Annotated in this window: 18 protein-coding genes; 9 read left to right on the top strand and 9 right to left on the bottom strand. The window is 65.9% G+C overall.

What is annotated here, in order from left to right; genetic code table 11:
• Positions 1–7 precede the first annotated feature (7 nt).
• From ACWPW1_RS11860 to ACWPW1_RS11830, 7 genes are all read left to right on the top strand, one after another.
• Positions 8–1684: an autotransporter assembly complex protein TamA gene (locus tag ACWPW1_RS11860; RefSeq protein ID WP_454253003.1), complete on the top strand. Its 1677-nt coding sequence runs from the start codon at positions 8–10 to the stop codon at positions 1682–1684.
• Positions 1681–5373 (top strand): translocation/assembly module TamB domain-containing protein, encoded by a 3693-nt coding sequence (locus ACWPW1_RS11855; protein ID WP_454253002.1) that lies wholly within the window; start codon positions 1681–1683, stop codon positions 5371–5373. The genes ACWPW1_RS11860 and ACWPW1_RS11855 overlap by 4 nt, the downstream gene beginning before the upstream one ends.
• 79 nt (positions 5374–5452) lie before the next feature.
• Entirely contained in the window at positions 5453–5953 is a 501-nt protein-coding gene (tpx, locus tag ACWPW1_RS11850; RefSeq protein WP_059314939.1) for a thiol peroxidase, read from the top strand.
• A gap of 159 nt (positions 5954–6112) precedes the next feature.
• Positions 6113–7348: an MdtA/MuxA family multidrug efflux RND transporter periplasmic adaptor subunit gene (locus tag ACWPW1_RS11845; RefSeq protein WP_059314938.1), complete on the top strand. Its 1236-nt coding sequence runs from the start codon at positions 6113–6115 to the stop codon at positions 7346–7348.
• Between the two features lie 9 nt (positions 7349–7357).
• Positions 7358–10477, top strand: a complete 3120-nt coding sequence (locus ACWPW1_RS11840; protein ID WP_454253001.1) for a multidrug efflux RND transporter permease subunit — start codon at positions 7358–7360, stop codon at positions 10475–10477.
• A 1-nt stretch (position 10478) separates the two neighbouring features.
• Positions 10479–13589: an efflux RND transporter permease subunit gene (locus ACWPW1_RS11835; RefSeq protein ID WP_454253000.1), complete on the top strand. Its 3111-nt coding sequence runs from the start codon at positions 10479–10481 to the stop codon at positions 13587–13589.
• Positions 13586–15067 (top strand): efflux transporter outer membrane subunit, encoded by a 1482-nt coding sequence (locus ACWPW1_RS11830; RefSeq protein ID WP_454252999.1) that lies wholly within the window; start codon positions 13586–13588, stop codon positions 15065–15067. Before ACWPW1_RS11835 ends, ACWPW1_RS11830 begins: the two co-directional genes overlap by 4 nt.
• 51 nt (positions 15068–15118) lie before the next feature.
• Here ACWPW1_RS11830 and ACWPW1_RS11825 read toward each other — a convergent pair whose 3' ends face one another.
• A complete protein-coding gene (locus tag ACWPW1_RS11825) occupies positions 15119–15430 on the bottom strand; it encodes an SCP2 sterol-binding domain-containing protein (RefSeq protein WP_140216302.1) in 312 nt (103 codons plus the stop codon).
• A 259-nt stretch (positions 15431–15689) separates the two neighbouring features.
• On the opposite strand from ACWPW1_RS11825, the gene sohB reads away from it, so the two are divergent.
• Together sohB and ACWPW1_RS11815 are read left to right on the top strand one after the other, a co-directional pair.
• On the top strand, positions 15690–16715 hold the full coding sequence (sohB, locus tag ACWPW1_RS11820; protein ID WP_271654916.1) for a protease SohB: 1026 nt from the start codon (positions 15690–15692) through the stop codon (positions 16713–16715).
• A 41-nt stretch (positions 16716–16756) separates the two neighbouring features.
• Positions 16757–17749 (top strand): YhdH/YhfP family quinone oxidoreductase, encoded by a 993-nt coding sequence (locus ACWPW1_RS11815; RefSeq protein ID WP_059314934.1) that lies wholly within the window; start codon positions 16757–16759, stop codon positions 17747–17749.
• A gap of 57 nt (positions 17750–17806) precedes the next feature.
• On the opposite strand, the gene ACWPW1_RS11810 is transcribed toward ACWPW1_RS11815, so the two are convergent.
• From ACWPW1_RS11810 to ACWPW1_RS11775, 8 genes are all read right to left on the bottom strand, one after another.
• The gene (locus tag ACWPW1_RS11810) at positions 17807–18307 is read right to left on the bottom strand and encodes a DUF934 domain-containing protein (RefSeq protein ID WP_059314933.1); all 501 of its coding nucleotides are present in this window, start codon (positions 18305–18307) and stop codon (positions 17807–17809) included.
• The gene (locus ACWPW1_RS11805) at positions 18291–19949 is read right to left on the bottom strand and encodes a nitrite/sulfite reductase (protein WP_271654914.1); all 1659 of its coding nucleotides are present in this window, start codon (positions 19947–19949) and stop codon (positions 18291–18293) included. The genes ACWPW1_RS11810 and ACWPW1_RS11805 overlap by 17 nt, the downstream gene beginning before the upstream one ends.
• Before the next feature lie 200 nt (positions 19950–20149).
• Positions 20150–20965 carry an iron uptake system protein EfeO gene (gene efeO, locus ACWPW1_RS11800; RefSeq protein WP_271654913.1) on the bottom strand — a complete coding sequence of 272 codons (816 nt, stop codon included), beginning with the start codon at positions 20963–20965 and terminating at the stop codon, positions 20150–20152.
• Positions 20966–20986: 21 nt separating this feature from the next.
• The gene (efeB, locus tag ACWPW1_RS11795; protein ID WP_454252998.1) at positions 20987–22279 is read right to left on the bottom strand and encodes an iron uptake transporter deferrochelatase/peroxidase subunit; all 1293 of its coding nucleotides are present in this window, start codon (positions 22277–22279) and stop codon (positions 20987–20989) included.
• Entirely contained in the window at positions 22276–23475 is a 1200-nt protein-coding gene (gene efeO, locus ACWPW1_RS11790; RefSeq protein ID WP_454252997.1) for an iron uptake system protein EfeO, read from the bottom strand. The genes efeB and efeO (ACWPW1_RS11790) overlap by 4 nt, the downstream gene beginning before the upstream one ends.
• The gene (gene efeU, locus ACWPW1_RS11785; protein WP_454252996.1) at positions 23472–24329 is read right to left on the bottom strand and encodes an iron uptake transporter permease EfeU; all 858 of its coding nucleotides are present in this window, start codon (positions 24327–24329) and stop codon (positions 23472–23474) included. Before efeU ends, efeO (ACWPW1_RS11790) begins: the two co-directional genes overlap by 4 nt.
• A 150-nt stretch (positions 24330–24479) precedes the next feature.
• Positions 24480–25502, bottom strand: coding sequence for a YncE family protein (locus ACWPW1_RS11780; RefSeq protein ID WP_454252995.1), 1023 nt, complete (start codon positions 25500–25502; stop codon positions 24480–24482).
• 51 nt (positions 25503–25553) lie between these two features.
• Entirely contained in the window at positions 25554–25958 is a 405-nt protein-coding gene (locus ACWPW1_RS11775) for a hypothetical protein (RefSeq protein ID WP_059314926.1), read from the bottom strand.
• Positions 25959–26020: the final 62 nt, after the last annotated feature.

Genomic DNA, 26020 nt, shown 5'->3' with positions numbered 1-26020 from the left:
GCATGGCATGGCTTGGGCGGCGCCGGCCGAGGTCAGTGTTCGTGTTCAGCCGGCCAACAACCCACTGCGAGACAACATTCAGGCCTATATCGGCTCTGTCGAGGGGCGCGATGCGGCAGGCTTGCAGCGTCTGCGTACGGCAACGGAGCGGCAGGCCGAGCAGGCGGCGCAGGCGCTGGGTTACTACCACGCGCAGATCGAGACCCGGGTCGAGCCGGGGGAGACGCCGAGATTGGTGGTCGAGGTGCGTCCAGGCGAGCCGGTCAAGTTGCGCCATGTCGACATCCGTATCGAGGGTCCGGCGCGAGAGCTGCGCGCCTTCCAACGGCCGGTTCCGGCGGGTTTGAAGCCCGGTCAGGCGCTGAATCAGGGACTTTATGAAGACGCCAAGAGCCTGATCCAGAATCAGGCGCAGCGCTACGGCTTCTTTCGCGGCACCTTTACCCAGCATCAGTTGCGTATCGATCCTGCCACCGGGTTCGCCGACATCGCGCTGGTGTTCGACAGCGGCCCGCGTTTTGTCCTGGGCAAGGTTTCCTTCGAAGGCAATGCCCCCTTCGATCCCGATCTGCTGCAGCGCATGGTGCCCTTCGCCCCTGGTACGCCCTACGATTCCGAGCTGATCGCCGATTTCCAGAGCAACCTGCTGGCCAGTGGCTTCTTCGACGGTGCGCGGCTCGATACCTATCCAAAGTCCGAAGGCGCCGCCGAGGTGCCGGTGACCGTGACCCTGAGAACCCGCAAGCCGCGGACCTTCGGCTTTGGCCCCGGCTATTCCACGGACGTTGGCCCGCGACTCAGATTCACCTGGGAAAACCACTGGCTCAACCCTCAGGGGCATAGCCTGGGCGCCGAGGCCGAGCTGTCTGCGCCCCGGCAGAGCATCGCCACCTGGTACGACATCCCTGGCCAGGATCCGATCGACGACAAGTTCCGCTTCGCCGGCGGCTACCAGTACGAGCAGATCGCCGACGACGATTCCCTGAGCCAGCTGCTTACCGTGGGCCCCGAGTGGCACCGCAAGTTTCCCAACGGGTGGGAGCGGGTGCTGTCCCTCAAATGGCGTAACGAAAGCTATCGCCTGGGCAACGACGAGGGCACCTCCAACCTGGTGATGCCTGGGGTGGACTTCTCGCTCCTGCGCAGTGACAACCGGATCGACCCCAATCGCGGCTATCGGCTGCAGTTCGGCGTCTCGGCGGCGAAGGAGGGGTTGCTCTCGGACGCCAACATGATCCATGCCACCGCCCTGGCTCGTGGCCTGATCACGGTGGGCGATGGCCATCGCTTCCTGGGGCGGCTGCAACTGGGGGGCAACCTCACCAACGGCTACAACAAGGTCCCACCGTCGTTGCGGTTCTTTGCGGGGGGCGACCAGAGCGTCCGCGGCTATGACTACCAGACCCTGTCGCCGGAAAACGACGAAGGTGACTACGTAGGCGGCCGATACCTCGTCGCGGGCGGCGTCGAGTATCAGTATCCCTTGCGCGACAAGTGGCGCCTGGCGACTTTCATCGACCAGGGCAGCGCCTTCAACGACCTCAACAATTACGAACTCAAGACCAGCGTCGGCATAGGCGTACGCTGGGTCTCGCCGGTAGGACCGATCCGTGTCGACCTGGCCCACGGCCTCGACGAACCCGGCGGCATCCGTCTGCACTTTTCCATAGGACCTGAGCTGTGAAGTCGGTAGGTGGTGTCATCCTTGGCGTACTGGCGACTCTGCTCGGTGCACTGATCCTGCTGCTGGCCCTGGTGCTGGGTAACGGCAGTATCGGCCGCCTGGTGCTGGATCACGTTCCTGGTTTGACCCTAGCCGATTTCCAGGGCCGTCTGGGCGGCCACTGGCAGGCGCGGCAGCTGGTGTGGGATGGCGGCGCCACGCGGGTGACGGTCGAGGCGCCCGAATTCGCCTGGCGGCCCGGCTGCCTGTTCCGGTTGCAGCTGTGCATCGACACCCTGGTCGCCTCGCGGATCGCCATCGACCAGGCGCCCAGCACCGAGCCCGCGCCAGAGAAGGACGGTCCGGTTCGCTTGCCCAGCCTGGACCTGCCGCTCGGTGTGCAATTGGGCGAGGTCCGCATCGGCGAAGTGCTCTACAACGGTGCCGAGCAGGCACGAGACGTGGAATTGCAGGCCCGCTGGCAGGCCGATGGCATCGCCATCGAGCGTCTGGCCGGCGCAGCCCACGGCGTCACCCTGGATACCCATGGTCGGTTGCAACCCAACGGCGACTGGCCGCTGCAACTGCAGGGCGCTTTGGGCCTGCCCGCGCCGGATAATGCTCCCTGGCCGCTGACGCTCAAGCTCGAAGGCGAACTGCAGAAGGCCCTCCACCTGGAGGCCGATAGCAGTGGTTATCTACCCGGACGGCTGACCGGCACGGTCCAGCCGCTGGTGGAGAATGTCCCGGCCGATCTGCAACTGGTGGCTGATGGTTTCAAGGCGGCGGCCAGTCTGCCCGACACCCTGCGCCTGAATGACCTCACGTTGACCGCCCGGGGCGATCTTGCCGCCGGCTACGCCCTGGTGGGCCAGGCGAAATTGCCGGGCGAGGGTGGTCCGGTGGCCCTGAATCTGGATGGCCGCGTCGATGCCCAGGGCGCGCGGATCGCCGCCCTGCGCCTGCAGGCCACGCCCGAACAACGGGTGGTGCTGGCCGGGCAGGTCGACTGGCACGAGGGATTGGCCGCCGATGCCACGCTGGACTGGCGTGATTTCCCCTGGCGGCGGCTGTATCCCATGGCGGAGCCACCGGTGAGCCTGCAGCGCCTGCAAGGCGAAGTGGCCTATCGAGATGGCGCCTACCTGGGCAATCTCAAGGCCGCCGCCACGGGCCCGGCCGGCGCCTTTACCCTGGCCACCCCCTTCAGTGGCGACACCACCCAGCTCAATCTGCCGTCCCTGGATCTCCAGGCCGGCCAGGGGCGGGCGCAGGGCAAGGTCAATCTGGGCTTCACCGACGGCGTCAGCTGGCAGGCGGCCCTGGACCTGAGCCGCCTCGATCCGGCCTTCTGGGTAGCCCAGCTGCCCGGCAGCCTTGGCGGTCCGCTGCGCAGCTCGGGCGCTTTCAAGGATGGTCGCCTGCAGCTGGATGCCGATCTGGACCTCAAGGGTCGACTGCGCAACCAGCCGGCCGTGCTGGCTGCCAAGGCCAAGGGCGCTGGCGAGCAGTGGCAGGTATCCGAGCTCGACATTCGCCTGGGTGACAACCGGATTCAGGGGCAGGGCGCCCTCGACCAGCGTCTGCAAGGTCAGCTCCAGCTGGACCTGCGCCGCCTGGCCCAGCTCTGGCCCGATCTTTCCGGTAGCGCCAAGGGCCGTCTGGACGTGGCCGGGACCCTCAAGGCCCCTGCCGGTCAGTTGCGCCTCGACGGTCGCCAGCTGGCCTATGCCGACAGCCGCATCAGCAGCCTCGCGCTGGCCGCCAACCTGGATGATCGCCAACACGGCACGCTGGACCTGACAGCCCAGGGGCTGCAGGCCGCCGGTCGCGATTTCGGTGTCCTGCGCCTGCAGGGACAGGGTGATCGCCGTCAGCAGCAGGCGGATCTTTCGCTCAAGGGATCGCAACTGAACCTGATGCTCGCGGCAGGTGGCACCCTGGCCGACAACGGGGACTGGAAGGGTCGGCTGTCTCGTGGGTCAGTCGCGGCCAGCGGCCAGAACTGGACCCTGCAGAGTCCGGCCCGCATCGAGCGCCTGAACAGTGGTCGTCTGGAGCTGGGTCGCCACTGCTGGCGCTCCGGCGCGGCCAGCCTCTGTGGCGACGATCAGCAGTTGCTGCCCGATACCCGTCTCGCCTGGCACCTGCGTGCCTTCCCGCTGGCCAGTCTGCAACCCCTGTTGCCACCGGAGCTGGCCTGGCAAGGCACCCTCGACGGCGACGTCGACCTGCGCCTGCCCAAGGCCGGGCCCGATGGCGAGATACGCCTGCAGGCCGGGCGCGGTAGCCTCAAGCTGCGCGACGCCGCCGGTCAGTGGCAGACCTTCAGCTATGACCGCCTCGATGCCACCAGCGCCCTGAAGCCGCAACAGGTGGATACCCAGGTGCAACTGACCAGTGCCGACCTCGGGCAACTTAATGTCCAGGCCCGGCTGGATCCTCGCGATCCGCGTCAGGCGCTGGCCGGGCGCTTTCAGTTGCAGGGGCTGAACCTGGCCCTGGGCAAGGCCTTCGTCGAGGGCATCGAGCATCTCGAAGGCAAGGTCAGCGGCTCCGGCGAACTGGGCGGCACCCTGCTGCAGCCGCGGGTCAATGGCCAGATCCAGCTCACTGGCGGGGACATTGGCGGCGGTAGCGTGCCGACCCGTCTGCAAGATCTCGGTCTTACCGCACGCATCCAGGGCGATACCGCGATCCTCGACGGGGGCTGGCGCAGCGGCACCCAGGGGCGTGGACAGATCCAGGGCAGTGTCGGTTGGGCCGAAGGCCTGGATGTCGACGTGGCGATTACCGGCGACAAGTTGCCGGTCAACGTCGAGCCCTATGCGCAGCTGGAAGTAGCGCCCAATCTGAAGATACTGATGAAGGACGGGCGTCTGGCCCTGGCTGGTGAGGTCCGGGTACCCCGCGGCCGTATCCGGGTGCAGCAGCTGCCCCCGTCCACGGTCAAGGTGTCGGACGATGCCGTCATCGTCGGCCAGGAGGCACCGGCCAAGCAGCAGGCCATGCAGATCGCCATGGACGTCGACGTCCTGGTCGGGTCCGACAAGCTCACCTTCGATGCCTTCGGCCTGTCAGCCGAAATCGTCGGCAAGGTGCATATCGGTGACAACCTCGACACCCGTGGCGAGCTGAATCTGCGCAACGGCCGCTACAACGCCTACGGTCAGCGGCTGACCATGAGGCGCGCCCGACTGTTCTTCCAGGGCCCCATCGCCCAGCCCTACATCGATGTGGAGGCGGTGCGCGTGGTGCAGGAGCAGAACGTCACCGCGGGGCTGCGCCTCTCGGGCTTCGCCCAGCAGCCACGTATCGAGGTGTTCTCCGAGCCGAGCATGAGCCAGGAGCAGGCGCTGGCCTACCTGGTCCTGGGGCGGCCGCTGTCGAGCGGAAGCGAGGGAGACAACAACGTGCTCGGTCAGGCCGCCTTGGCGCTGGGCCTGGCCGGCAGCTCGGGTACCGCGGGCGCCCTGGCGCAGCGCCTGGGCATCCAGAACTTCCAGCTGGATACCGCCGGGTCAGGGGACAAGACCAGCGTCGTCGCCTCGGGCAACCTTACCGATCGATTGTCGGTGCGCTATGGCGTAGGGGTGTTCGATTCGGCCAATACCGTCGCGCTGCGCTACCAGCTCACCCGACGGCTCTATCTCGAGATTGCCAGCGGTCTGGCCAATTCCCTGGATTTCTTCTATCGCCGCGATTTTTAAAGCAGGGGCGTGTAACGCTTTGATCGTCTGCGGAAAACGTGTTTACTCCCTGTCCCGTCTCATCAGAAAGGAGCAGTTCATGGCAACCGTCAATTTGCGCGGCAATCCGGTCGAGGTGCAGGGTAACCTGCCGCAGCCCGGGCAGCAGGCGCCGGCCTTCAGCCTGGTCAATGGCGATCTGCAGGACATCACCCTGGCCAGCCTCGCCGGCAAGCGCAAGGTGCTCAATATCTTCCCCAGCGTCGATACCCCGACCTGCGCCGCCTCGGTGCGCAAGTTCAACACCGAAGTCGACAAGCTGGATAACACCCTGGTGCTGTGCATTTCCGCCGACCTGCCGTTCGCCCAGAAGCGCTTCTGTGGCGCTGAAGGCCTGGAAAAGGTGATGAACCTCTCCACCCTGCGCGGTGCCGAATTCCTGCAGGACTATGGCGTCGCCCTGGCCAGCGGTCCGCTGCAAGGCCTGGCTGCCCGCGCCGTGGTCGTGCTGGACGAGCAGGACAAGGTGCTGCACAGCGAGCTGGTGCCCGAGATCGGCCAGGAGCCGAACTACGCGGCCGCACTCGCCGTTCTCGGCTGATTGCCGACAACCCACCGCCCAGAGCGGTGGGCGCTTCGAAACGGGCAGGCGCCTTTTGTGTCTGCCCGTTTTGCTTTAGGTAAAATCGCAGTAAAGGCGCTGGTTAGCCGTCTCGCTACTGCTTATCTTCCGCCTTCTCCAGCGTGTACGTATTCTCCGATGGCCGACTCTTCGCTCCGCTCCTCCTCCCGTCGCCGACTCGTCTGGCTGCTCGTCCTCATCGTGCTGGCGGCCGCTGGCGGCTGGTACTGGTATCACCAGCACGGGCAGAAGAGCGAGGCTGCCGCGGGCAAGGGCGCGCGCTCGCCCTTTGGCATGACCGGGCCGACGCCGGTGCGCGTGGTGGCGGTCGAGCAGCGCAGCTTTCCCATCGTGCGCCGGTCCATCGGCACGGTGACCGCGCTCAATACCGTGAACGTCCGCACTCGGGTCGCCGGTGAGCTGGTACGCGTTGCCTTCGAGGAAGGGCAAAAGGTCAAAGCCGGCGACCTGTTGGCCACCATAGATCCGCGACCCTATCAGGTGGCCCTGCAGCAGGCCGAGGGCACCCTGCAGCAGAATCAGGCGCAGCTGCGCAACGCCGAGCTGGACCTCAAGCGCTATCAGGGCCTGTTCCGCGAAGACAGCATCGCCAAGCAGACGCTGGATACCCAGGAAGCCCTGGTCAACCAGTATCGCGGCACCCTCAAGAACAGCCAGGCCGCGGTGGCCGATGCCAAGCTGAATCTGGCCTTCACCCAGATCAAGGCGCCCATCGCCGGCCGCGTCGGCTTGCGTCAGCTCGACGGCGGCAACCTGCTGTCCGCCAACGACAGCACCGTGGTGGCCGTCATCACCCAGACCCAGCCGATTTCGGTGGTCTTCACCCTGCCGGAAAGCCAGCTCGGCGAGTTGCTCAAGCGAGCCCGTGCCGGCCAGACCCTGCCAGTGGAGGCGTGGGACCGCGGCGGTGCGCGCAAGGTCGCGGACGGTACCCTGCAGAGCTTCGACAACCAGATCGATACGGCCACCGGTACGCTCAAGTTCCGGGCCCGTTTCGCCAATGGCGACGAGGCACTGTTCCCCAATCAGTTCGTGACCGTCCGGGTGCGCGAACAGGTGCTGGACCAGGCGCTGGTGGTGCCTTCGGCAGCCATCCAGTTCGGCTCCAATGGCACCTTCGCCTATGTGGTGGGACCCGACAACAAGATCCAGGTCCGCAGCCTCAAGCTGGGTCCGGATGACGGCAGCCTGACCGTGGTCACCGAAGGCCTGGCCGCTGGCGACCGGGTGGTGACCGAAGGCACCGATCGCCTGCGCGAGGGCAACGAGGTGGAAGTGGTCACCGGGGCTTCTGCGGCGCCCAGCGAACCGGCCAAGCCGGCGGTACGCAAGCCCGGCAAGACCCAGGGCTGATCGGCCGCGATGGATATCTCGCGCCCCTTCATCCTGCGCCCGGTCGCCACCACCCTGTTGATGGTGGCACTGCTCATCGCCGGTCTGCTGGCCTATCGCTTGCTGCCGGTCGCAGCATTGCCGCAGGTGGACTATCCCACCATCCGGGTGCTCACCCTCTATCCCGGCGCCAGTCCCGATGTCATGACCAGCGCCGTCACCGCGCCGCTGGAGCGTCAGTTCGGGCAGATGCCGGGCCTGTCGCAGATGGCCTCGACCAGCTCCGGTGGCGCCTCGGTCATCACCCTCAGGTTCAACCTGGAACTGGACCTGTCGGTCGCCGAGCAGGAAGTCCAGGCCGCGATCAACGCGGCCAACAACCTGCTGCCCAATGATCTGCCGGCGCCCCCGGTGTACAACAAGGTCAACCCGGCCGATACGCCCATCGTCACCCTGGCGATCAGCTCCAGGACGCTGCCGCTGCCCACGCTCTATGACCTGGTCGACACCCGCATGGCGCAGAAGCTCGCCCAGGTGACCGGGGTCGGCATGGTCAGCCTCGCCGGTGGCCAGCGCCCGGCGGTGCGCATCCAGGTCGATCCGGACAAGCTCGCGGCCCACAACCTGACCCTGGCCGATGTACGCAGCCTGGTCACCAGCGAGAACACCAACCAGCCCAAGGGCAGCTTCGACGGTCCCACCCGGGTGGCTACCCTGGACGCCAACGACCAGTTGCGCGATCCCAAGGCCTATGGCGATCTGATCCTCAACTACGCCGACAACGGCGCCCTGCGTCTCGGGGATGTAGCCACCATCGCCCAGGGCGCGGAAAACGACCGCCTGGCCGCCTGGGCCAATCGCAGCGGTGCCATCCTGGTCAACGTCCAGCGCCAGCCTGGCGCCAATGTCATCCAGACCGTCGACCGCATCCAGGCGCTGCTGCCGAGCCTCAAGGAAAGCCTGCCGGCCGGCCTCGACATCGCCGTGCTCAGTGACCGTACCGAGACCATTCGCGCCGCCGTCACCGACGTCCAGCACGAGATGCTGCTGGCGGTAGGGCTGGTGGTGATGGTCACCTTCGTTTTCCTGCGCCGGTTCAGCGCCACCCTGATTCCCTCGGTCACGGTGCCACTGTCGCTGATCGGCACCTTCGGCGCCATGTACCTGGCCGGCTTCTCGCTGAACAACCTGTCGCTGATGGCCCTGACCATCGCCACCGGCTTCGTCGTCGACGACGCCATCGTCATGCTGGAAAACATCTCCCGGCATCTGGAAGAGGGCGCCACGCCAATGGAGGCGGCGCTCAAGGGCGCCCGGCAGATCGGCTTTACCCTGGTGTCCCTGACCGTTTCGCTGATCGCCGTTCTTATCCCGCTGCTGTTCATGCAGGACGTGGTGGGCCGACTGTTCCGCGAATTCGCCATCACCCTGGCGGTGGCCATCCTCATCTCGCTGGTGATCTCCCTTACGTTGACACCGATGATGTGCGCGCGGCTGCTCAAGCGCGAGGAAGCCGCCGAGCACCAGCTGGTCTGGCTGGAGCGGCTGATCGCCGGCTACGGACGCGCGCTGCGCTGGTCGCTGGCGCACCGGGCACTGATGCTGCTGCTGGCGGTGGCCACCTTCGTGCTGACCGCGGTGCTCTACCTGCTGGTGCCCAAGGGGTTCTTTCCGGCCCAGGATACCGGCTCGATCCAGGGCATCACCGAGGCGCCCCAGTCCATTTCCTTCCGCGGCATGAGCGAACGCCAGCAGGCCCTGGCCGCGGTAGTGCTGCAGGATCCGGCGGTGGCGAGCCTGTCTTCCTATATTGGCGTCGATGGTGACAACGTCACCCTCAACAGCGGTCGCATGCAGATCAACCTCAAGCCGCAGAGCGAGCGCGACGTCACCGCCCAGGAGGTGATCGACCGCCTGCGGCCCGAGGTCGCCAAGGTAGTGGGCATCACCCTCTACATGCAGCCGGTGCAGGACCTCAGCGTCGAGGACCGGGTCAGCCGCACCCAGTACCAGCTGAGCCTGGACTCGCCGGATGCCAACCTGCTCGACACCTGGGTACCGCGCCTGACCGAGGCCCTGCGGGAGCGTCCGGAACTCACCGATGTCACCAGCGACTTGCAGAACAAGGGGCTGCAGCTGTACCTGACCATCGATCGCGACGCCGCGGCGCGTCTGGGAGTGCAGGTCTCGGCCATCACCGACGCCCTCTACGACGCCCTGGGTCAGCGGCAGATCTCGACCATCTACACCCAGGCCAACCAGTACCGGGTAGTGCTCGCCAGTGCCGCTGCCGACAGCCTGGGGCCAGATGCCCTGAACCAGGTCTGGGTAAAGGCGGGCAGTGGTACCTCTTCCAGCGGCAGCAGTGGTACCGGCACGGCCAGCACGACCGAAACCACCACGGACACCAGCCGCGCTCCGGTGCGCCTGTCCAGCCTGGTGAAGATGGAGCAGCGTCCGACCCGCCTGGTGATCAATCACCTGAGCCAGTTCCCGGCGGTGACCCTGTCCTTCAACCTGGCGAACGGTGTGTCCCTGGGTGCCGCGGTGGCGGCCATCGACGCGGCCAAGCAGGAGATCGGCCTGCCGGTGGGCATCAACACCCACTACCAGGGCGCGGCAGCGGCCTTCCAGGCTTCGCTGTCCAGCACCCTGCTGCTGATCCTGGCGGCGGTGGTGGTGATGTACATCGTGCTGGGGGTGCTTTACGAGAGCTTCATCCACCCCCTGACCATCCTCTCGACGCTGCCGTCGGCGGCCATCGGCGCCTTGCTGGCGCTGTTGCTGACCGGCAACGATCTGGGCCTGATCGCGGTGATTGGCATCATCCTGCTGATCGGTATCGTCAAGAAGAACGCCATCATGATGATCGACTTCGCCCTCGACGCCGAACGGCACCAGGGCCTGAAGCCGGAGGAGGCCATCTACCAGGCCGCGCTGCTGAGATTCCGGCCGATTCTCATGACTACCCTGGCCGCGCTGTTCGGCGCGGTGCCGCTGATGCTGGCGACCGGTGCCGGTGCCGAATTGCGCCAGCCGCTCGGCCTGGTGATGGTGGGTGGCCTGCTGGTCAGCCAGGTACTGACGCTGTTCACCACCCCGGTGATCTACCTGGCCTTCGACCGCCTGGGTCGGCGCAGGGCGGCCTGAGGTGAATCTTTCGGCGCCTTTCATCGCCCGGCCGGTGGCGACCCTGCTGCTGAGCCTGGCCTTGCTGCTGCTCGGTGCCATCGCCTTCCGGCTACTGCCGGTCGCGCCCCTGCCGCAGATGGATTTCCCGACCATCACGGTGTCGGCGACGCTGTCCGGTGCCAGTCCTCAGGTGATGGCTTCCAGCGTGGCGACGCCCCTGGAGCGCTCGCTGGGCACCATAGCCGGCATCAGCTCCATGACCAGCCGGAGCAGCCAGGGCTCGACCCAGATCATCATCCAGTTCGATCTGGATAAGAACGTCAACACCGCTGCCCGCGAGGTGCAGGCGGCCATCAATGCCTCGCGCAACCTGCTGCCCAGCGGCATGCGCCAGATGCCGCGCTATCGCAAGGTCAATCCGTCCCAGGCACCCATCATGGTGTTCTCCCTGACCTCCAAGACCCTGAGCAAGGGCGAGCTCTATGACCTCGCTTCGACGGTCCTGGCCCAGAGCCTGTCCCAGGTCAACGGGGTCGGCGAGGTACAGATCGGCGGTAGCTCCCTGCCGGCGGTACGCATCGAGCTGGAGCCGCGACAGCTGGAGCACTATGGGCTGGCGCTGGACGACGTCCGTACCGCGATCAACAGCGCCAACCAGCGTCGGCCCAAGGGGGCGGTGGCCAATGACGAGCACAACTGGCAGATCCAGGCCAACGATCAGCTGTTCAAGGCTGCCGACTATGCGCCCCTGATCATCCGCTGCCAGGACGGCGCGGCGCTGCGCCTGCGCGATGTCGCCAAGGTCAGCGACGCCGTGGAGGACCGCTACAACGCCGGCTTCTACAACGACCAGAGCGCGGTACTGCTGGTGGTCAACCGGCAGGCCAACGCCAACATCATCGAGACCATCGCTGCGCTCAAGGCGCGCCTGCCGGCGCTGGAGGCCATCGTCCCGGCCAGTGCCCGGATGGAAGTGGCCATGGACAGGTCGGGGGTAATCAAGGCCACCCTGCACGAAGCCGAGCTGACCCTGGTCATCGCCGTCTTCCTGGTGATCGGCGTGGTCTGGCTGTTTCTCGGTCGCCTGCGCAGCGCGGTGATCCCGGCCCTGGCGGTGCCCATCTCGCTGGTAGGCACCTTCGCCGTCATGTACATCCTCGGCTTCTCGCTCAACACCCTGTCGCTGATGGCGCTGATCCTGGCGGCGGGGCTGGTGGTGGACGATGCCATCGTGGTGCTGGAAAACATCGCCCGGCACATCGACAACGGCATGGCGCCGCTCAAGGCCGCCTACCAGGGTACCCGCGAGGTGGGCTTCACCCTGCTGTCGATGAACGTCTCCCTGGTGGCCGTCTTCGTCGCCATTCTCTTCATCGGCGGCATCGTCGAGAAGCTGTTCCGCGAGTTCTCCCTGACCCTGGCCGCCGCCATCCTGGTCTCCCTGGTGGTGTCCCTGACGCTGACGCCCATGCTGTGCGCCCGCTGGCTCAGGCCCCATGATCCCACCAACGAGAGCCGGCTGCAGCGCTTCAGCGAGCGTGCCCATCGGCGCCTGGTGGCCGGCTACGACCGGACCCTCGGCTGGGCATTGCGCCATCGCCGGCTGACCCTGCTGAGCCTGATCGCCACCATAGCGCTCAACGTGGTGCTCTATGTGGTGGTGCCCAAGACCTTCATGCCACAGCAGGACACCGGGCAACTGATCGGTTTCATCCGTGGCGACAACGCCCTGTCGTTCCAGGTCATGCAGCCCAAGATCGAGATCCTGCGCAAGTCGCTGCTGGCCGATCCGGCGGTGGACAGCGCCTCCGGCTTCGTCGGCAGCTCCGGTTCCGGCAGCGGGGTGAACAACGCGGTGATGCTGATCCGCCTCAAGCCCATCGCCGAGCGCAAGCTGGATGCGCAAAAGGTCATCGAGCGCATCCGCGCCAATGCGCCCAAGGTGCCGGGCGCCCAACTCTTCCTCATGGCCGACCAGGACCTCAGGTTTGGCGGTCGCCAGCAGAGCACCTCGTCCTACGAGTACAACCTGCTCTCCGGCGATGTCCAGCTGCTGCAGGTCTGGCAACCCAAGGTGCTGGCCGCGCTCAAGGCACTGCCGGAGCTGACCGCGGTGGATGGACGCGAGGGCAGTACCCAGCAGATCACCCTGCAGATCGACCGGGAGAAGGCCAAGCGGCTGGGTGTGGACATGGAGACCGTCGCCGCGGTGCTCAACAACTCCTTTGCCCAGCGGCAGATCTCGACCATCTACGAGCCGCTCAACCAGTACAAGGTGGTGATGGAGATCAACCCGCGCTATGCGCAGGACCCGACCGTCCTGGACCAGATCCGCGTCATCACCAGTCGCGGCGCCCAGGTGCCGCTGTCGGCTTTCGCCCATTACACCAACAGCCTCGCCGAGGACCGCGTCACCCACGACGGCCAGTTCGCGTCGGAAAGCATCAACTTCGATCTGGCGCCGAATGTCAGCCTGGAGCAGGCGACCCGCGCGGTGCAGCGCGCGGTGGCCGCCATCGGATTGCCGACCGATGTCCAGGGTCGCCTGGGCGGATCCGCCAACATCTTCGCCAGTACCGTCTCCGGGCAGCCGCTGATGATCCTCGGCGCCCTGGTGCTGGTCTACATCGTGCTCGGTGTGCTCTACGAGAGCTACGTGCATCCGCTGACCATTCTTTCAACGCTGCCGTCGGCAGGGGTAGGGGCCTTGCTGGCCATCCAGGTCACGGGTGGCCAGTTCAGCCTGATTTCCATGCTTGGCCTGTTCCTGTTGATCGGGGTAGTGAAGAAGAACGCCATCATGATGGTGGACCTGGCGCTACAGTTGGAGCGCCAGCAGGGGCTGACGCCCGAGGAGGGCATCCGTCAGGCCTGCCTGCTGCGTCTGAGGCCGATCCTGATGACCACCATGGCCGCCATCCTTGGCGCCGTGCCGCTGCTGATCGGCAATACCGAAGGCGCCGAGATGCGCCAGCCACTGGGCCTGGTGATCGTCGGGGGCCTGGTCTTGAGCCAGATCCTCACGCTTTACACCACTCCGGTGGTCTATCTCTATTTCGAACGCCTGCGCCGCCGCGTCAATCGCTGGCGCGGCATCCGTACCGACGCTGCCCTGGATACGCCGCTATGACCCCACTCCTGCGCCTGCCGACGCTGACCCTGGCACTGTTGCTGGCCGGCTGTACCCTGGGCCCGGACTACCAGCGACCAACCACCACGGTGCCGGTCGCGTATCGGCATGCCGAGGGCTGGCAGGCTGCCGCGCCCAAGGACCTGGACATCCGCGGGGATTGGTGGCGCCGCTATGATGATCCGACCCTGGATCGCCTGATGGTCCAGCTCAACCAGCGCAACCAGAGTCTGGCCCAGGCCGAAGCCACCTATCGGCAATCCCTTGCGCTGGTGCGTCAGGCACGGGCCTCGCTGTTTCCCACCCTGTCCAGCAGCCTGGGCGCGACCCGCTCCGGTCGCGGCGGCGGTTCGGGCAGCAACACCGTCATCCGCAATTCCAGTGGGACCAGCAGTACCTTCAGCAGTGGTGGCGTCAGCACCATCAACAATGCCTATGACGCCAGCCTCGGCGTGAGCTGGGAGGTCGATCTCTGGGGGCGCGTGCGCCGCCAGGTGGAATCGGATCGGGCCACTGCCCAGGCCAGCGCCGCGGAGCTGGCGGCTACCCGCCTGAGTCTGCAGACGCAACTGGCCACCAACTACCTCCAGCTACGGGTGCTGGACGCCCAGCAGCGTCTGCTCGACGCCACCGTGGCGGCCTACGAGCGTTCCCTACGGCTGACCCAGAACCAGTATCGCGCCGGCATCGTCACCCCGGCCGACGTCGCCCAGGCCACTACCCAGCTCAAGAGCACCCAGGCCGACGCCATCGACCTCCGGTACCAGCGCGCCCAACTGGAAAACGCCATCGCGGTGCTGGTGGGTGAGGTACCCGCCAACTTCCAGCTGGCTGCGGTGAAGGCCATTCCCCAACTGCCACCGCTGCCGAGCGCCGTGCCCTCGGCGCTGCTGGAACGGCGGCCGGACATCGCCCAGGCCGAGCGCCAGGTCATGGCCGCCAATGCCGCCATCGGCGTGGCCGAAGCCGCCTACTATCCCGACCTGACCCTGAGCGCCAGCGGCGGCTACAGCGCCAGCCAATGGGGCAGCCTGGTGAGCACACCGAATCGCTTCTGGTCGATCGGGCCGTCCTTTGCCCTGGCGCTGTTCGATGGGGGGCTGCGCCGGGCCCAGGTGGAGTCCGCCGAGGCCAGTTACGATGCCCGGGTGGCCGGCTATCGCCAGACCGTGCTCGACGGTTTCCGCGAGGTGGAAGACTACCTGGTGCAGCTGCGGACCTATGATGACGAAGCCGGCGTGCGCCAGGAGGCCCTGGACGCCGCGCGCCGCGCCTTGCAGCTGGCGGAGAACCAGTACCAGGCCGGGCTGATCGACTACCTCAATGTGGTCACCCTGCAGACCACCGCGCTTAGCAACGAACGCACCAACCTGACCCTGCTGGGCAGTCGCCTCAGCACCAGCGTCCAGCTGATCGCGGCGCTCGGTGGCGGCTGGGACGGCAACCTCACGCCGCCCGAGCCGCCGCGGCGGCCTTGATCCCAGGCACGAAAAAGCCGGGCGATTGCCCGGCTTTTTCTCGACTGACTCTTAGTTGGGGAAAAGTTCGCCCAGCTTCATGCTCAGCATCATGTTGCCTTCGACGCGCAGCTTGCCCGACATGAAGGCCTGCATGCCGTCGGTCTCGCCGCTGACGATGCCGGCCAGGGTGGCCTGGTCCATGATCAGGGTGCAGTCCGGGTCGGTCGCATCGCCCTGCTGGACGTCGCAAGTACCGTCCTTGATGACCACGTAGTAGTTGTCACCACCCTCGACGTCGAACTGATAGGTGAGATCCAGGCCGGCCGCGGCGGAGGGATCGAACTTGCTCTTCAGGGTGGCGATGGCATCGGCTGCGCTCATGGCGAGGGTCCTTGTGGTCTTTATCGGTAAGGCCAGGTCATGGCGATCTGGCAGGGGCACGCGACCGAGGGTAGGGGGCGGCAGGAGCCCTGTCAACGGATATTCATACGCTTGTTTGAAAGCCCGGAGGCCGAGCACGTCCTGATCCAGGCGGTCGAGGGTGCGGCCTGGAGAACAGGTTGAAGGTAGCCGAGTTTCTATCGGTCCGACGACTCGGTATGCTGGGCAGGGCACTGCTGCCGCCATCCTAGGAGAGTCCGTGGAGTTTCTTGCCGACTATGCCAGTTTCCTGGCCAAAACCGTCACCGTGGTGGTCGCCATCATCGCCGTGCTGCTGTTCACCGCCGCCGTCCGTGGCCGCAATCGGCGCAGCTCTGCCGGCCAGCTTCAGGTCCAGAAGCTCAACGACTTCTATCGCGATCTACGCCTGAGATTGCAGCAGAGCGTGCTGGGCAAGGAAGCCTTCAAGGCGCTGCGCAAACGTGAGACCAAGGCCGAAAAGACCAAGCGCAAGAGCGAGTCCGGCAAGTCGCGGGTCTATGTGCTCGATTTCCATGGCGACATCAAGGCCACGGCCAACGAACACCTGCGCAACGAGATCACCGCGGTGTTGACCCTCGCCACACCCAAGGATGAGGTGGTGGTACGCCTGGAAAGCGGCGGTGGCCTGGTCCACAGCTATGGCCTGGCTGCCTCGCAGCTGGCGCGCATCCGCCAGGCGGGAATCCCGCTGACCATCTGCGTCGACAAGGTGGCGGCCAGCGGTGGCTACATGATGGCCTGCATCGGCGACCGTATCCTCAGCGCGCCTTTCGCCATCCTTGGCTCGATCGGCGTGGTCGCCCAGCTGCCCAACGTCCATCGCCTGCTGAAGAAGCATGATGTGGACTTCGAGGTGTTCACCGCCGGCGAATACAAGCGCACCGTCACCGTGTTCGGCGAGAACGACGAGAAGGGCAAGGAAAAATTCCAGCACGACCTGGACACCACCCATGTCCTGTTCAAGAACTTCGTCGCCCACTATCGGCCGCAACTCAATATCGACGAGGTCGCTACCGGAGAGGTCTGGCTGGGCCAGGCTGCACTCGGCAAGCAACTGGTGGACGAGTTGCGCACCAGCGACGAATACCTGGCCGAACGGGCCCAGGTGGTCGAGGTCTTCTCCCTGCGTTTCGTCGAGAAGAAGTCGCTGCCCGAACGCCTTGGCATGGCCGCAAGCCTCGGCGTCGATCGCCTGGTGACCACCTGGTGGGAGCGCCTGGCCGAGTCGACCCGCTGGCGCTGAGGTCGATAACTCCATAACAAGATTTCGAGGGAGGATCTGCGATGAGCAATTTCCAGGCGCTCTGGGTGACCGAAGGGGCCCATGGCGCTTTCCGGCAAGAGGTGGTGACGCGCACCCTGGACGACCTGCCCGAGGGCGAGGTGCTGATCCGGGTGCGCTACTCATCCCTCAACTACAAGGATGCGCTGTCGGCCATCGGCAACCGCGGCGTGACCCGGCGTTATCCCCATACCCCTGGCATCGACGCCGCCGGCGTGGTGGAAGCCTCCAGCGCCGCCGAATTCGCCGTGGGCGATGAGGTCATCGTCACCGGCTATGACCTGGGCATGAATACGGCGGGTGGTTTCGGCCAGTACGTCCGCGTTCCGGCGGCCTGGGTGATCCGCCGTCCGCACAACCTCGGCCTGCGGGAAGCCATGGTGCTGGGCACTGCCGGTCTCACCGCGGCCCTGTGCGTCGAGAAGCTCGAACAGATGGGCCTGACTCCCGAGGCGGGCACCGTACTGGTGACCGGTGCCAGCGGTGGCGTCGGCAGCCTGGCGGTCAAGCTGTTGGCCCGGCTCGGCTACCACGTCGCCGCATCGACCGCCAAGCTGGAGCGGGCGGAGTGGCTGCATCGGCTGGGCGCCCGCCAGATCCTCGATCGCGCGACCCTTGCCGACGGCGTCGGCAAGCCGCTGCTGGATCAGCAGTGGGCCGGGGCGGTGGATACCGTGGGTGGTGACATCCTCTTCAACGTCATCAAGTCGCTGGAGTACGGCGGCAGCGTGGCCTGCTGTGGCATGACTGCTGGCACCACATTCGAAGCGGGGGTCTTTCCCTTCATCCTGCGCGGAGTGAATTTGCTGGGCGTCGATTCCGTCGAGTTGCCACTGATGGCCAAGGCCGCGCTCTGGGACAAGCTTTCGGTGCAATGGAAGCTGGACGACCTGGACAGCCTGACCCGGGAGATCGGCCTCGAAGAACTGCCCGATACCATCAGCCAGATCCTGGCGGGAAAGATGGTAGGTCGCGTGGTGGTCGATCTCGGTTGAGCGATCCCAGGCAAAAGAAAACCCGCCGCGGCGGGTTTTCTTTTGCGTCCGAGGCGGTCAGGCCTGACGACGGCGGAAAAGCGGTTCTGGCTGATCCACTGCGCTCTGGTAGGTCACGCTGAAGTCGCGCAGACCGGCCAGGGCCGCTTCCGGATCACGATCGGCACGGATCACGTACGCATCGAAGCCACAGCGCTTGAGAAAGAACAGCTGGTCCTGCAGGACATCACCAATGGCGCGCAGCTCGCCGGTCCAGCCGAAGCGTTCGCGCAGCAGGCGGGCATAGGAATAGCCGCGCCCATCGACGAACGCCGGGAAGTTGATGGCGATCAGGGCGAAGTGCTCCAGATCGCCAGCGATGCTCTCCGGCTCTTCGTCGCTGTCCAGCCAGATACCCAGGCGGCCGTCGCGGCAGGTGAGGGCATGGCCGTGTTCCAGCCACAGCGCGGCCGGAATGATCACGTCGTCGCTGTTGGGGACGTCTTCGAAGGCGACGTCCTTGGGTAGCAGGTGCCAGTTGTCGGTGACCAGCTGGTCGCCCTTAATGATTCTTTGCATAGACGCGCTCCTTAAAGGGGTCGATCCCGATACGACGGTAGGTGTCGATGAAGCGCTCGTCTTCGGTGCGTTGCTCGACGTAGACGTTGATCAGCTTGCCGATCACCTCGGGCATCTGGTCCTGGGCGAAGGAGGGGCCGAGGATCTTGGCCAGGGTGGCGTCACGGCCGGCGTCGCCGCCCAGGGATACCTGGTAGAACTCCTCGCCCTTCTTGTCCACGCCGAGGATGCCGATGTGGCCGACGTGGTGGTGGCCGCAGGCGTTCATGCAGCCGGAGATGTTGAGGTCCAGCTCGCCAATGTCGAACAGATAGTCCAGGTCGTCGAAACGGCGCTGGATGGATTCGGCGATGGGGATCGACTTGGCGTTGGCCAGGGAGCAGAAGTCGCCACCGGGGCAGCAGATGATGTCGGTCAGGAGGCCGATGTTGGGCGTGGCGAAGCCATGCTCGCGCAACTCGTGCCAGAGCTCCAGCAACTGGTCCTGGCGTACGTCGGCGAAGATGACGTTCTGCTGGTGGGAGGTACGCAGCTCGCCGAAGCTGTAGCGATCGGCAAGGTCGGCCATGGCATCCAGCTGGCGGTCGGTGACGTCACCCGGGGCTACGCCGGTGGGCTTGAGCGACAGGGTCACGGCGACATAGCCCGGACGCTTGTGGCGGAAGGTGTTGCGCTGCCGCCAGCGGGCGAAGCCGGGGTGCTCGGCGTCTAGGCGGGCGAGGGCCTCGTCCTGGTCCTGCAGGTCGGCATAGGCCGGGTCGACGAAGAAGGCCGAGACCCGTGCGACCTCGGCGTCGGTCAGGGTGATGGGGCCGTCCTTGAGGTGGGCCCATTCGGCCTCGACCTTCTCGGCGAAGACCTCGGCGCCCAGTGCCTTGACCAGGATCTTGATGCGCGCCTTGAACTTGTTGTCCCGGCGACCATAGCGGTTGTAGACCCGCAGCGTGGCTTCCAGGTAGCTGAGCAGGTGCTGCCAGGGCAGGAATTCGCGAATGAACGCACCGGTATGGGGGGTACGGCCCTGACCGCCACCGACCAGGACGCGGAAGCCCAGCTCGCCGGCGTCGTTGCGCACCGCTTCCAAGCCGATGTCGTGCACCTCGATGGCGGCGCGGTCCAGGGCAGCGCCATTGACGGCGATCTTGAACTTGCGCGGCAGGAAGGCGAATTCGGGGTGGAAGGTCGACCACTGGCGGATGATCTCGCACCAGGGGCGCGGATCGACCAGCTCGTCATGGGCGACACCAGCGAACTGGTCGGTGGTGGTGTTGCGGATGCAGTTGCCGCTGGTCTGGATGGCATGCATCTGCACGGTGGCCAGCTCGGCAAGAATCTCGGGGACGTCTTCCAGCTCCGGCCAGTTGAACTGGAAGTTCTGGCGGGTACTGATGTGGGCGTAGCCCTTGTCGTAGTCGCGAGCGATCTGCGCCAGCTTGCGCACCTGTTTGGTGTTCAGCAGGCCATAGGGTACGGCGACGCGCAGCATGGGCGCATAGCGCTGGATATAGAGACCGTTCTGCAGGCGCAACGGGCGGTATTCTTCACCGCCGAGCTCTCCGGCCAGGAAGCGGCGGGTCTGGTCGCGAAACTGGGCGACACGTTCTTCGACGATCCGCTGATCGTACTGATCGTAAACGTACATGGTCATCCTGCTGTCAGGCGGCGCGCACGGCTGCGCGTGATCGAAGTCTTGGGCACCCGGGGGCGCTCTGGCGACTTTTCTAGGCCGTGCACGATAGCAGCAGGTCTATATGCTTAAAAGCGATGTTTCTTTATATATAAATCTATTCCGGCGATAAGGGGGAGACGGTGGGCGGGGCCGGATGCCGCCCACCTGGGGCCTTAATTGAGGCCCAGCTTGCCGCGCAAGGTGGAGAGGTCTTCGGCCAGGGTATTGACCGGGCCGACCAGGGCCTTGCGATCACGTTCGCTGACCTTGTCGTAGGTCTCGAAGCCGCCATCCTTGGTCTTGTACTTGGCCAGGATCTTGTCGACGGTGGCGAAGTTCTTGTCGACCTTGGCGACGAAGGCCTTGTCCTGCTTCTCTATCTGCGGGCGGAACAGGTCGACGATCTTCTTGGCGCCGTCGACGTTGGCCTGGAAATCGTACAGATCGGTATGGCTGTAGCGTTCTTCCTCGCCCGACACCTTGGTCGCCGCCACTTCCTCCATCAGCGCCGCGGCGCCACCCACGACCTTTTCCGGCGGGAAGGTCAGGCCGTCGACGCGGCTCTGCAGGTCCTTGACGTCCTCCAGCAGCTTGTCGGCGATGGGCCCCTGGCCCTCGGTGGTGTTCTGGGTGAAGAGGGCGTGTTCCAGGCGGTGGAAGCCGGTGAAGTCCTCGGATTTGACGCCTTGTTCATGGTCGTCTTCACGGGAGTCGATGGCGGCGTCCAGGTCGCTGAAGAGTTCGGCGATGGGCTCGACCTGCTCGTAGGAGACCCGCGTCGGCGCATAGAGCTTGCGCGCGGTGGCCAGGTCGCCACGCTTGACCGCCGCGGTGAAGGCCTGGGTCTGCTCGGTGAGCTTGGCCAGGTTGTCGGTGACGTAGATCTTGTAGTCGGAGATGGGGCCGACCAGATCCAGCGGCGAGTTGGCGGCGAAGGCCGGCGTGGCCAGGGCCAGACCGAGGGCAACGGCGAGGAACGAGCGTTTCATTCGACTTCTCCTGTCGAGGGTTTAAAGCGGTGCGGCTGCCAGCAGGCTGCGGCCGAGATAGTCCTTTGGATCGGTGATGCCTGGCAGCACGAAGAAGTAACCGCCGCCGATGGGCTTGATGTATTCCTCCAGAGGCTCGCCATCCAGACGTTTCTGCACGGCGATGAAGCCCTGTTCCAGGTCCGCCTGGTAGGCGATGAACAGCAGGCCCATGTCGAGCTGGCCGTTCTTGCGCACGCCATTGGAGTAGTTGAAGGGGCGGCGCAGGATCAGGTTGCGCTGGCTCTCCGGGGTGCGGGGATTGGCCAGGCGGATGTGGGCGTCCAGCGGTGTGACCTTGCCCTTGGGGTCGCTCTCGTAGTCCGGCACGTCGGTCTCGTGACCGCCGGCCATGGGGGCGCCACTGGCCTTGCGCCGGCCGAAGATGGCTTCTTGCTCCTGCAGTGGGGTGCGATCCCAGCGCTCGACGAAATTGCGGATGATGCGTACCGCCTGGTAGCTGCCCTGGGCAGCCCAGGCGGGCTCACCGCTGTCGGGCTGGACCCAGACGATGCGATCCATCGCCTGTCGGTCGGTGGAGTCTGGATTGGCGGAACCGTCGCGAAAGCCCAGGAAGTTGCGCGCGCTCTCCGCCGGTTGTCCGGGCGGCGGATCCTGCACCGGCACGCTGCCTTCCTGCTTCCAGCGGATCACCAGGAGGTCGGGCAGGTTCTTCAGTATGTCGCGCAGGGCGTGGATGTTGGTGTCCGGGGTGTTGGCGCAGAACTGCAGGCAGAGATCGCCATGGCAGCAGTCCGCTTCCAGGGCGTCGTTGGGAAAGCCGGTCATGCGCTGCAGCTGCCGCGGCTTGACCTCGCTCAGGCCGAAACGATCATCGAACAGCGACTCGCCCACCGAGACGGTGACGGTGAGGTTGTCCGGCGTCACCACCGGGCCGAGGATGCCCGAATCCAACGGCGGCAGCTTGGGATCCACCTCGGGGACCGGGCCGCCTTGCATCAGGAAGCGAATACGCTCGTCGAGGGTACGCAGCAACCGTTCCAGGTCTTCACGGTCATTGGCCAGCACATCGAAGGCCACGATCATCCCAGCGGCCGGGCGCGGGGTGACGATGCCGCTCTGATGCCGGCCGAAGAAGGCCTGGTGCTGATGGGTATTGGCGCTGCCAGGGGCGCGGGTCACCTCGGCGGTGCTGGCCGCCCGGGCATGCATCGGGCAGAGGCCGGCGCCAGCCAGGGCCAGGCCGGTGGCGCCGAGGCCACCCAGCAGGCGGCGACGGTCGATGTTGGGCTGATCGGGGGCGGACTTCTTCATGGCGTGGTCTTGGTCGCGGCAAGGCCCAGGGCCGGGGCGACCTGGTCGAGGGAGTCGGCCAGGGCCTGGGCCGCCGTAGCGATGCGGTGGCGGTCGTCGGTGGACAGGGCGGTGTAGGGGCGCTGGACATCGCCCAGGGCGTCAGCGAAGGCCTGGGCCTGGGTGTCGAGGCGCTGTTGCAGATCCGCATGACCCTTGCTCAGCAGCGGACGCAGCAGGTCGATCACCTTGCGGGTACCTTCCAGGTTGGCGGCGAAGCCTGGCAGGACGAGTTGGCTGTAGCGTTCTTCCTCACCCGAAATCCGGGTGCTGGCCAGGTTGTGCAGCAGGCGCGCGGCATTGCCGCTGAGCTGCTCGGGTGGCAGCGACTGGCCGAGGAGCGCATCGCGCAGTGCGCCGGCGTCCTGGTGCAAACGGTCGGCGACCGGCTCCAGGTCCTGGGTGCTGTTGCCAGCGAACAGGCCTTGTTCGAGGCGATGGAAGCCACCAAAGGCCGGATCCTGTTCGCGCTTTTCGTAGTAGTCGGCGCGGGCATTGAGGCGATTGTCCAGCTCGGCGAAGCGCTGCGCGGTCGCCGCCAGGCGCTGATAGGGCAGGCGGGCAGCGGCATAGGCGGCACGCGCCTGCGTCAGGTCACCCGCGGCCAGCGCCTGCTGCAGGGTGGCGATGCCCTGCAGCAACAGCCGGCTCTGCTGATTCAGGTAGACGCGGTATTCCGACAAGGGACCAACGAATTGGGTCAGGGTCGGGCCCGCCTTGCTGGCGGCTTCCGATGCGGCCGTGGGCAGCACCTTCAGCGTCCCGCGCGGATTGCTCAGGAGGCCGCAGGTGATGGCGTAGTCCCCGGGCGCCAGGGTGGCATTGATGACCTGGCTGAGGCCGGGGGCGATGTTCTCGCGCTCCTCGACCACCAGGACGCCATCGAGGATCTCCCACTCCACCGCTCGATCCGAACGGTTGACGATGCGGAAGCGTGCTGGCCCGGCGGGTACTTCGAGCGCGTTGGGTTCGCAGCGGTTGGCCAGGATCTCGACCCTGACTTCGCCATCGCCCACCTCGGCATGGCGCTGGCCAGCCGAGCGCGAGGCATAGTAGAAGGCAGCGGCCGCCACGATCAGCAGGGTCGCGGAGCCGATCACGGCCAGGCGCATCGCCAGTGAGCTGCTCTTCGGCGGATGAGGGGTGGGGTTACTCACGACGGGCGCTCCAGCGAGGCGTTGGAAGTAGCGGCGACCGGGCGCTGGGGCGGCGCCGGGGTGCGGAAGAACAGCGGCAGGGTCACGGCCAGGAACAGCAGATAGGCGCCGAGGGTGCTGACGGTGGGGGTGTCCTGGTAGCCGAACATGCCGGACAGCACGGTGCCGATCGGGCCGTCCGCTGGCAGCAGGTGGCTCCAGTCGAAGACCACCTGCTGCAGCGCATTCCACAGCCCGGCCTCATGCAGGGCCTTGATCGAATTGGTGAACAGGCCGGCGGCGACGAAGAGAATGAACAGGCCGGTGAAGCGAAAGAACTTGCCCAGGTTCAGCCTTACACCGCCGGTATAGAGGCCATAGCCCACCGCGATGGCGATGATCAGCCCCAGCAGGGCGCCCAGGGGGGCACCGGGGCCAGCGCTCTGCTGGAAGATGGCGAGCAGGAAGAACACGGTTTCCAGGCCCTCGCGCGCGACGGCCAGGAACACCATGCCGATCAGGGCATAGACCTGGTTGCGTGAGGCGGACAGGGCATTTTCCAGGGAGTCGTGCAGCTCGGTCTTGATCGAGCGCGCCGCCTTGCGCATCCAGAACACCATGGAGGTGAGGATGGCGGTGGCGGCCAGGCCGACGATCGCCTCGAACAGCTCCTGCTGGCGTTGCGGAAATTCGGCACTGGCCAGCTGCAGGCCGGCGCCGACGAACAGCGCCAGGGCAGCGGCCAGCATCACGCCGATCCAGACCGCGGGCATCCAGTGTCCGCGACCGGTACGTTGCAGGTAGCTGGCGATGATGCCAACGATAAGCGCCGCTTCGATGCCTTCGCGGAGCATGATCAGAAAGGGAACGAGCATGAAAGCTATCACCGACATAAGCGAAGGGGCGCGAAGGCGCCCGGAGGTCGGTGATTTGTATCACAATGATTCGGATTGTTAAATGAGGATGATTCTCGTGCCGCCGGAATCCGCTCGGTTGCTTGCAGCGGATCACGGTGCTGGCAGGATTCAGGCCTGGAAGACCACCGCGGTATCCGGCGCCTTGCCGGTGGCGAAGCGGCGAATCTCGCGCCAGTTGCGCAGGTCGACCACTGCCAGCTGGTTGTCTTCCAGCGCGGCGAACAGACGTTCACCCCGGGCGTCGAGATTGAGCCCCGGCACGGCGCTACCCATGGGCAGATAGGCGACTTCGGCGAGGGTATCGGGCCGGAGCAGCGAAAGACTCTTGTCCGCCAGATTGGAGACCAGCAGGCGACCATCTGGCAGCGCAGCCACGCGCACGGCTTCGCCACGCAGCTTGATCTGGTGGATCGGGGTCAAGTCGCGGGCGTCCAGCGCATGGAGGATGCCGGCGAACCGATCCAGCACATAGAAGATGCGCTCGTCGGGACTCAGGCAGCAGCCTTCCGGCGCCTGGCCGAGATATTTCTTCACCGGTAGCACGGCCGGATTATGCGCATCCACCAGGATCACCAGGCCGCTGAGGGTATCGGCGACATACGCGCGACGCCCATCGCGGGTCAGCACGAAGTAGTGGCTGCGGGTACCGCCCACCGGGACGATCTGACTGGGTGATTCGGCGGTGGCGGGCTGGTCGAAGCGAATGAGCAGCGAATCGGTCTCGCTGAGCACATAGAGGCGACCCTGGTCGTCCAGGCGCATGCCGTGCAGGCGGTGATAGGGCGACAGGTCGATGGACCGTACCAGTCGGCGCTCGGCCAGATCGATCACGCTGACCTGATGCCCCCCTTCGCCGGGTGCCTGCCAGCTCTTGACGCCATATTGGCCGACATAGGCATAGCGGCCTTGGCGATCGGCGACGATCTCATGGGGCTGCTCGGGTAGCTCAAGGCTGCCGATGCGCTTGCCATCGGCCAGACGATAGAAGCCAAGGCCGGGGGCTTCCTTCTCGACCAGGGCGAGGTATTCATCGCTCGCCGCGAATGCGTGGAGCGGATAGCCGCCCAGCAGGGGCAGGGCGGCGCTGGCAGCCAGCAGGCCGAGGGTCTGACGGCGATTCAGATGGGGCATAGGAAGTCTCCCGATGGGCAAGCCTCCCTGCCAGGGTCAAGCGAATCCGTGCTACTCGAATAGACCCTTGAACCAGGTCCAAACTCCGAAGGAGTAGTCGGGAAAGATGTCGATGCCCAGCGCGGACTTCAGCAGATAGAGCAGCACCAGACCCACGAGACCGCAGGCCAGCAGGATCGCCGCCAGCACCGTGGCCTTGCCGAGCAGGGACAATTCCTGCTCCAGGCGCGAGAGCTGACGGTAGTTGCGACCGGCGAGGAAGACGAAGTAGTAACGCCGGTGCCAGAACTTGACGGTGCCGCGCAGATCGACGCTGTGCTTGCCCCAGCTGCGGGTGCCGAAGGCCAGCTTGAGGGCTTCCAGCTGCTCCTCGGTAAAGGATTCGCGCAGCTCTTCGGGCAGGCGTTCCTTCAGACCGGCGATGAAGGGGTCGTGGCGTTTGATGCGATCCTGCATGGAAAAACTTCCCTCTGAATGGTGCGAGTGCACTCTGAGGGGCCGCCCGGCCTGGCGTTCCG

The organism is Pseudomonas sp. Marseille-Q7302, from assembly GCF_965111925.1.
The sequence above is the reverse complement of the archived record's forward strand: the minus strand, read 5'-3'. Positions and strand labels throughout refer to the sequence as shown.

Excerpts from the sequence above, each read along its gene's own strand:
- ACWPW1_RS11860 (WP_454253003.1), top strand. The coding sequence starts at position 8 with ATGGCTTGGGCGGCGCCGGCCGAGGTCAGTGTTCGTGTTCAGCCGGCC.
- tpx (WP_059314939.1), top strand. The coding sequence starts at position 5,453 with ATGGCAACCGTCAATTTGCGCGGCAATCCGGTCGAGGTGCAGGGTAAC.
- ACWPW1_RS11845 (WP_059314938.1), top strand. The coding sequence starts at position 6,113 with ATGGCCGACTCTTCGCTCCGCTCCTCCTCCCGTCGCCGACTCGTCTGG.
- ACWPW1_RS11840 (WP_454253001.1), top strand. The coding sequence starts at position 7,358 with ATGGATATCTCGCGCCCCTTCATCCTGCGCCCGGTCGCCACCACCCTG.
- ACWPW1_RS11830 (WP_454252999.1), top strand. The coding sequence starts at position 13,586 with ATGACCCCACTCCTGCGCCTGCCGACGCTGACCCTGGCACTGTTGCTG.
- ACWPW1_RS11825 (WP_140216302.1), bottom strand. The coding sequence starts at position 15,430 with ATGAGCGCAGCCGATGCCATCGCCACCCTGAAGAGCAAGTTCGATCCC.
- ACWPW1_RS11815 (WP_059314934.1), top strand. The coding sequence starts at position 16,757 with ATGAGCAATTTCCAGGCGCTCTGGGTGACCGAAGGGGCCCATGGCGCT.
- ACWPW1_RS11810 (WP_059314933.1), bottom strand. The coding sequence starts at position 18,307 with ATGCAAAGAATCATTAAGGGCGACCAGCTGGTCACCGACAACTGGCAC.
- ACWPW1_RS11805 (WP_271654914.1), bottom strand. The coding sequence starts at position 19,949 with ATGTACGTTTACGATCAGTACGATCAGCGGATCGTCGAAGAACGTGTC.
- efeO (WP_271654913.1), bottom strand. The coding sequence starts at position 20,965 with ATGAAACGCTCGTTCCTCGCCGTTGCCCTCGGTCTGGCCCTGGCCACG.
- efeB (WP_454252998.1), bottom strand. The coding sequence starts at position 22,279 with ATGAAGAAGTCCGCCCCCGATCAGCCCAACATCGACCGTCGCCGCCTG.
- efeU (WP_454252996.1), bottom strand. The coding sequence starts at position 24,329 with ATGCTCGTTCCCTTTCTGATCATGCTCCGCGAAGGCATCGAAGCGGCG.
- ACWPW1_RS11780 (WP_454252995.1), bottom strand. The coding sequence starts at position 25,502 with ATGCCCCATCTGAATCGCCGTCAGACCCTCGGCCTGCTGGCTGCCAGC.
- ACWPW1_RS11775 (WP_059314926.1), bottom strand. The coding sequence starts at position 25,958 with ATGCAGGATCGCATCAAACGCCACGACCCCTTCATCGCCGGTCTGAAG.